The sequence below is a fragment of the Blattabacterium cuenoti genome (assembly GCF_014252095.1).
Lineage (GTDB): Bacteria > Bacteroidota > Bacteroidia > Flavobacteriales > Blattabacteriaceae > Blattabacterium > Blattabacterium cuenoti_F.
Genome location: NZ_CP059210.1, coordinates 623,712 through 630,985, shown reverse-complemented (window position 1 = coordinate 630,985; position 7,274 = coordinate 623,712). Strand labels below are relative to the sequence as shown.

The 7,274-nt window shown below is 26.9% G+C and carries 9 protein-coding genes; all 9 read left to right on the top strand.

Translation table 11 applies throughout. The features are described 5' to 3' along the window. The first annotated feature begins 165 nt into the window (after positions 1–165). The 9 genes from H0H45_RS03125 to sufC all read left to right on the top strand — a co-directional run bounded on the left by H0H45_RS03125 (position 166) and on the right by sufC (position 7,273). The gene (locus tag H0H45_RS03125; protein ID WP_185866592.1) at positions 166–1,443 is read left to right on the top strand and encodes a mechanosensitive ion channel family protein; all 1,278 of its coding nucleotides are present in this window, start codon (positions 166–168) and stop codon (positions 1,441–1,443) included. Between the two features lie 2 nt (positions 1,444–1,445). Continuing rightward, a complete protein-coding gene (locus tag H0H45_RS03120; protein ID WP_185866591.1) occupies positions 1,446–2,183 on the top strand; it encodes a pyridoxine 5'-phosphate synthase in 738 nt (245 codons plus the stop codon). Beyond that, positions 2,180–2,950, top strand: a complete 771-nt coding sequence (locus H0H45_RS03115) for an alpha/beta fold hydrolase (RefSeq protein WP_185866590.1) — start codon at positions 2,180–2,182, stop codon at positions 2,948–2,950. The genes H0H45_RS03120 and H0H45_RS03115 overlap by 4 nt, the downstream gene beginning before the upstream one ends. A gap of 91 nt (positions 2,951–3,041) precedes the next feature. Beyond that, positions 3,042–3,272 (top strand): membrane protein insertion efficiency factor YidD, encoded by a 231-nt coding sequence (gene yidD / locus H0H45_RS03110; RefSeq protein WP_185866589.1) that lies wholly within the window; start codon positions 3,042–3,044, stop codon positions 3,270–3,272. Positions 3,273–3,295: 23 nt separating this feature from the next. Continuing rightward, entirely contained in the window at positions 3,296–4,174 is an 879-nt protein-coding gene (lgt, locus tag H0H45_RS03105) for a prolipoprotein diacylglyceryl transferase (protein ID WP_185866588.1), read from the top strand. After that, the gene (locus H0H45_RS03100) at positions 4,171–4,674 is read left to right on the top strand and encodes a DUF192 domain-containing protein (protein WP_185866587.1); all 504 of its coding nucleotides are present in this window, start codon (positions 4,171–4,173) and stop codon (positions 4,672–4,674) included. Before lgt ends, H0H45_RS03100 begins: the two co-directional genes overlap by 4 nt. Positions 4,675–4,696: 22 nt before the next feature. Beyond that, complete coding sequence (locus H0H45_RS03095; RefSeq protein WP_185866586.1) at positions 4,697–5,026, top strand: HesB/IscA family protein; 330 nt, start codon at positions 4,697–4,699, stop codon at positions 5,024–5,026. An 8-nt stretch (positions 5,027–5,034) separates the two neighbouring features. Beyond that, a complete protein-coding gene (gene sufB, locus H0H45_RS03090; protein WP_185866585.1) occupies positions 5,035–6,477 on the top strand; it encodes a Fe-S cluster assembly protein SufB in 1,443 nt (480 codons plus the stop codon). Positions 6,478–6,514: 37 nt separating this feature from the next. After that, positions 6,515–7,273: a Fe-S cluster assembly ATPase SufC gene (gene sufC / locus H0H45_RS03085; protein ID WP_185866584.1), complete on the top strand. Its 759-nt coding sequence runs from the start codon at positions 6,515–6,517 to the stop codon at positions 7,271–7,273. Position 7,274 lies beyond the last annotated feature (1 nt).

Here is a 7,274-nt window from a genome sequence, read left to right as displayed (position 1 = left end):
AATTTTTAAATTTAAAAATTGAATCAAAATTTTTTATATTTCTATAAGAAAATTCAATATCTATTATATTCTTCAATCTACAAAGAATCATATAGACAAAAAAAATAATATGAAATCCTAATAAAATTATTGAAAATAACTTATACTAAGTTAATGTGATAATAGATGTTTTGTAAAATTATTATGAAAATATTAGAAAAATTCAATATTCAGTATTATGAATGGCTTGATGAATTAAGCCATTATTTAGATCTAAAAAAATGGGGAAGTATAACTATTATTATAATTAGTAAAATGTTTTTATTCAGCGTTCTATTAATTATCTTAGAATGGATATTCAATAAAGGAGTTCGTTTTATTGGAAGGAGGATAGTGAATTCTACTCATTTTATTTGGGATAATATTTTATATGAAAATAAAGTTTTTGACAGTTTAGCTCATTTTTTTCCATTATCAATTGGATATCTTTTAATTAAACCACTTTTTAAAGATTACCAGACGATTATCATCTATCTAGAAAAGATATTCGACATTTTGTTTGTTCTGATTATTTTACAATTTTTAATTCGAGTGGTTAATTCAATTATGAGAATTGCTACCAGTGAAAATAATCATCAAACAATAGCTGTACGTTCATTTTCACAATTATTAAAAATTGTATCTGTTATATTTTGCGTTTTAGTTATTATTGCTATTTTAACAAAAAATGATCTTATTACGGTACTTACTAGTTTAGGAGCTATAACAGCTATTGTTATCTTAGTTTTTAGAGATACAATCCTTGGATTTGTATCCGGAGTGCAAATGGCTTCCACAAAAATGATTAAAGTAGGAGATTGGATAGGAATTCATAAATATAGTATAGAAGGAACAGTAAGAGAAATTAATTTAACTTCTGCAAAAATAGAAAATTTTGATAAAACGATTACAAGCGTCCCTACTTATGATTTGATATCGACTGCTGTAACGAATTTTGAAGTAATGCGTCAAAAAAACATACGCAGAATTAAAAGATCTATTTTATTTAACATTCAATCATTTCATTTCTGTAATTCGGCTAAATTAGAAAAATTTCAACATTTTTATTTAATTAAGAATTATATCCATAGAAAAAAAAAAGAAATAGAAAATTTTAATAAAGAAAAAAATATTGATGTTAGTATGGATATTAATGGAAGAAGGTTAACTAATATCGGACTTTTCCGCCAGTATGCCTTAGAATATTTACATCAACATCCCCGAATATCACAGTCTGAAACGTTAATGGTTAGACATTTAGAACCTACCCCTTATGGTCTTCCTATAGAGTTATATTGTTTTACAAATACTTCTGAATCCATCAAATATGAACAAATACAAGCTAGTGTTTTTGATCATTTATTAACAGCTGCTAAAGAATTTAACTTAAAAGTCACACAAGTAACTACAAATGTCCCTTATTGAATATGGTAAAACTAAGCGTGAATTTAAACAAAATAGCTACATTAAGAAATGCAAGAGGAGGGAATATTCCAAATCTTTTACAGGTAGCGAAAGATGTCCAAAAATATGGAGCACATGGGATTACTATTCATCCTCGTCCTGATGAAAGACATATTACCTATAAAGATGTTTATGATTTGAAATCCATTGTAAAAATAGAATTGAACATTGAAGGAAGACCTATTAATAAGTTTATGAATTTGGTATTAAATATTTTACCTAATCAAGTCACATTGGTCCCTGATTCAAATCATGTTCTTACTTCAAATTCCGGATGGGATACTATTCGTTATCAGGATTTTTTAACTGAAACCGTTAAAAAATTAAAAGATCATGGAATTCGCACTTCTATTTTCTTAGACCCAAATCCAAAATTAGTCCAGTATGCAGCTAGTACAGGGACAGATAGAATAGAGTTATACACGGAAAAATTTTCTGTAGGATACGCTAATAAAAGATGGAATTGTATTGAGCCTTATATTATGACTGCAAAAGAGGCTATCAATCATCATTTGTTAGTTAATGCAGGACATGATTTAAATTTAGAAAATATTTCTTTTTTAATTGAAAAGATTCCTTCAATTGTAGAAATATCTATAGGACAGGCTTTAATTAGTGATTCTATTTATATGGGATTAGAAAATACTATTCAAACTTACTTAAAACGTATTTATAAAGCGTATGAAAATCGTCAAATATGATATTACATTCTAGAATTTTTGGAAAAGGAAAGCCTATTTTAGTTTTTCATGGTTTATTTGGAAGTGGAGAAAATTGGATTTCTTTTGCAGAAAAATTTTCTCAAACATATCAAGTCCATTTGTTAGATATTAGAAATCACGGAAAAAGTTTTTTTTCCAAAAAAATGGATTATGATCTTATATCAGAAGATATATTAGAATATATTAATTATTATAATTTAATTGATCCTATATTGATAGGTCATTCCATGGGAGGAAGAGCTGTGATGAAATTTTCTATAAATTTTCCGTCAATTTCTAAAAAAATCATTATTGTAGATATAGGTCCTAGGTCCTATTCTTCCACTTATCATAAAAAAATTATTCAAGTATTAAAGAATGTGGACTTTGATATTATTAAAACTAGAAAAGATCTTGATCTTTTTCTAAAACCTTTTATTTCTTCTTCAGAAATTCGATCCTTTTTTTCTAAATGTACTTATAGAAGAAAAAATGGAAAATTAGCGTTTCGTTTTTTCTTGCTAGGAATTGAAAATAATTATTCCTCCTTGATTCAAGAGGAGATCAAAGGGGGAATTTTTAATAATCCTACTCTTTTTTTACGTGGAGAATATTCGGATTATCTTATCCCTCAAGATTTTTTTCGCATAAAAAAACTTTTTCCAAAAGCAAAAATTATTCTTATAAAAAAAGCAAATCATTGGATTCATGTAAATAATCCTATAGATTTTTACAGAGAGGTATCTGGTTTTCTATTCGAAACATAGTAAAAAAGGATAATTTATCGTTCAAAGAAAATGTTGAACGGTTTTTGATTAATGATTCTTTAAATTTTTTTTGTAATATAAATTGTAATGAATGTATAAAAAAAATAACGTATTCAATATTTTCCTCTTAAAGATTGTTCAATTTTATCAAATTGGAATATCTCCATGGATAGGAAAACATTGTAGATACATCCCTAGCTGTTCAGATTATATGATTCAATCTTTAACTACATATAGTTTTTATAGAGCTATTTTAATAATTTTTAAAAGAATTATTCGGTGTCATCCATGGGGGAAATCCGGATATGATCCTATTAAATAAAAAATAAAATTAAATTCACAATTATGTTAAAATACATTAATTGGGATCCCATTACGAAATTTGTTTTATGGAATGGAATATCTATTCATATTTATAGTTTAATGTTTGTTGTTTCTTTCTTAGTAGGATGGTATGTCATGAAATATATTTATAGAATTGATAATATTCATCATAAATATTTAGACCCTTTATTAATTTATACGGTTTTAGGAACTATTCTAGGAGCTAGATTAGGGCAAGTGTTTTTTTATGATTTTTCATATTTTTCTGATCATTGGATAGAAGCTTTACTTCCTGTAAGAGAAAATTCTTCCAGTCTTTTATTAGGAATGATAACAGGTTATGAATTTATTGGTTATAGAGGTTTATCTAGTCATGGAGCTACTATAGGAATTATGTTATCGAGTTTTTTTTATCATAAAAAAATATTAAAAAATAAAAAGAAATCATTTTTTTGGATCTGTGATAGATTATGTATTGTAGCTTCATTAGCTGCTTTTTTCATACGGATAGGAAATTTTTTCAATTCTGAAATTGTAGGAAAGCCATGTGATTTTCCTTGGTCAGTTAAATTTTTACAAATGGATACTGCATATGGAAATCTAGTCCCTAGACATCCAGCTCAGATATATGAAGCTATTAGTTATTTACTTATTTTTTTATTTTTATGGTTTTTATACAGAAAAAAAAATATAAGAGATCTTGTTGGATATATATCTGGAATTTTTTTTACTTTTCTTTGGTCTGTTCGTTTTTTGTTAGAATTTATAAAAGAACCACAAGGAAATGAGATCATCAATTTATTTTTTTTAAACACTGGACAATGGCTAAGTATTCCATGTGTGATTTTTGGAATAATTATTCTTAGCTTTTCAAGAAAAAAAAAATATTTTTTTTCATGAAGAAAATGAAAATTTTATTTTCTCTAATAGTTTTTTTCTTTTTTTTATCTTCTGAAAAAAGCGAAAAGGTGGATGAATTATTCAGAGATATAGGAGATCAATTAGAAATTCAATTTTTGAAACATGGAGAATTGTTCATGACAAATAAAAATTTTTTTTTCAAAAAAATTGAAATAGAATTAGCTAATAAAGAAATAGAAAAAAAAAACGGACTAATGTATCGATCTTTTATGAAAGAGAATAGAGGAATGTTATTTGTTTTAGATAAACAAGAAGAAATCCAAAAAATGAATATGAAAAATATGCGAATTCCTTTAGATATTGTTTATATTGATCATTTTAACAAAGTGGTTATGATCAATAAATATGTTTCCCCTATGAGAAATATAGAAGTTATTCAGAATCCTTCTGTTAAATATATTTTAGAAATTAATGCAGGAATGTCAGATAAATGGGGAATAAAAAAAGGAATTACAAAGGTTTTTTTTAAAAAAACATAGATAATAAAAAAATTTCAATATTATGGTTTTTATATCAGATCAAGCTAAAAATAAATTGAATTCTATTATGAAAGAAGAAGGAATTTCTCATGAAATTTCTTTCATTAGATTTGGAGTTAAAAAAGGAGAATGTTCTAGTTTATCCTATGAGCTAACTTTTGATCAAAAACAAAAAAAAGAAGACAAACTTTTTCAATATGGAGATATGAAAATATTAGTAGATAAAAATAGTTTTCCTTATTTAGCAGGAACGACGTTAGAGTATTCAGGTGGATTAAATGGAAAAGGATTTTATTTTAAAAATCCTAATGCTAAACATACTTGTGGATGCGGGAAAAGTTTTTCATCATAGCTGAGTGTATGAAAAAAAATAAGAAAATTTTAGAAGTTTTTACGAGTTCTGAATATAAATATGGTTTTTATACTCCAATCGAATCGGATAAAATTCCAGTAGGATTAAGTAAAAATGTTATTCAAAAGATCTCTGAAAAGAAAGAGGAACCAACATGGATGTTAGATTGGAGATTAGAAGCCTACTCTATATGGAAAAAAATGAAAGAACCCACTTGGGCAAATATAAAATATGATAAACTAAATTTTCAGGATATCAGTTACTATTCTGCTCCAAAAAAGAAAATAAATCTGAATGATTTAGATCAAGTAGATCCAGAATTATTAAATACATTTAATAAATTAGGAATTCCTTTAGAAGAAAAAAAACACATTTCTGAGATTGCCACAGATATAGTTTTAGATTCTGTTTCTTTAGCTACTACGTTTCAAGAAAAACTAAAAGGTCAGGGAATTTTATTTTGTTCTATTAGTGATGCTTTGAAAAACTATCCAGACATTGTAAAAAAATATTTAGGATCGGTAGTTTCAAGGGAAGATAATTTTTATGCAGCTCTTAATTCAGCTGTTTTTTCAGATGGTTCTTTTTGTTATATTCCAAAAGGAATTCGCTGTCCTATGGAATTATCTACCTATTTTCGTATTAATGAAAATAGAACCGGTCAATTTGAAAGAACTTTAATTATTGCAGATAAAGGATCTTTTGTTAGTTACTTAGAAGGATGCACCGCCCCACAAAGAGATGAAAATCAATTACATGCTGCTGTTGTAGAAATAGTTGCTTTGGAAAGATCTGAAATTAAATATTCTACCGTTCAGAATTGGTTTCCTGGTGATAAAAAAGGACAAGGAGGAGTTTTGAATTTTGTTACAAAACGTGGATTATGTGAAGAAAGAGCTAAAATATCTTGGATACAAGTAGAAACTGGGTCATCTATTACTTGGAAATATCCATCTTGTGTTTTGAAAGGAGATTTTTCTATTGGAGAATTCTACTCTTTAGCTTTAACAAAAAATTTTCAACAAGCGGATACGGGAACTAAGATGATTCATCTGGGGAAAAAAACAAAAAGTGTTATTATTTCAAAGGGAATTTCTGCTGGAAAAGCTCAAAATAATTACAGAGGATTAGTGAAGATATCTCCTAAAGCCGTCAAATCACGTAACTTTTCCCAATGTGATTCTTTATTAATAGGAAATGAATGCGGAGCGCATACTTTTCCTTATATACATGTATATAATTCTACCTCTCAAGTAGAACATGAAGCGACTACTTCAAAAATTGGAAGAGATCAAATCTTTTATTGTAATCAACGCGGAATTGATACAGAAAAAGCCATTTTTCTTATCGTTCATGGTTTTAGTAGTGAAATTTTGAAAAAACTGCCAATGGAATTTGCGGTAGAAGCTCAACAACTTTTAGAAGTTTCCTTGGAAGGATCTGTTGGATAGTTAATTTGAATTTTTTTTTAAAAATTAAATTTTTAATATGTTAATTATAAATGATTTACATGTTTTTATAGAGGGAAAAGAAGTTCTTAAAGGGATTGATTTTCAAGTTAATCCAGGAGAAATTCATGTTATTATGGGACCTAATGGTTCTGGAAAAAGTACACTAGCTTCTGTTATCGCTGGAAAAAAAGAATATCATATAACTAAAGGAAATATTTTTTTTCAGAATAAGGATTTAATCTCTCTTTCTCCAGAAGAACGTGCACATTTGGGAATTTTTCTTTCTTTTCAAAATCCGGTAGAAATTTCTGGGATTTCTGTAATTAATTTTATTAAGACAGCGATTAATGCATCTCGTAAAGCACGAGGTTTAGGTAAAATGTCTGCTAAAGAAATGCTTTTGAAAATGAAAGAAAAATCGGATCTCTTAAATGTAAAAAAAGATTTTTTTTACCGTTCTTTAAATGAAGGATTTTCTGGAGGAGAAAAAAAAAGAAATGAAATATTTCAAATGGCTATGTTAGATCCTTTATTATCTATTTTAGATGAAGTAGATTCAGGTTTGGATATAGACTCTTTGAGGACTGTAGCGCGAGGAATTAACACGTTAAAAAACGAAAAAAATTCTATGATTATTATTACCCATTACAAAAGATTATTAGATTATCTATTTTCAAATTATATTGTACATATCTTGTATGATGGAAAAATAGTTCAATCAGGAGATAAGGATTTATCTGAAAAATTAGAAAGAGAAGGATATGATTGGATTAAAAATCAAATAAAAGAAAATTAAT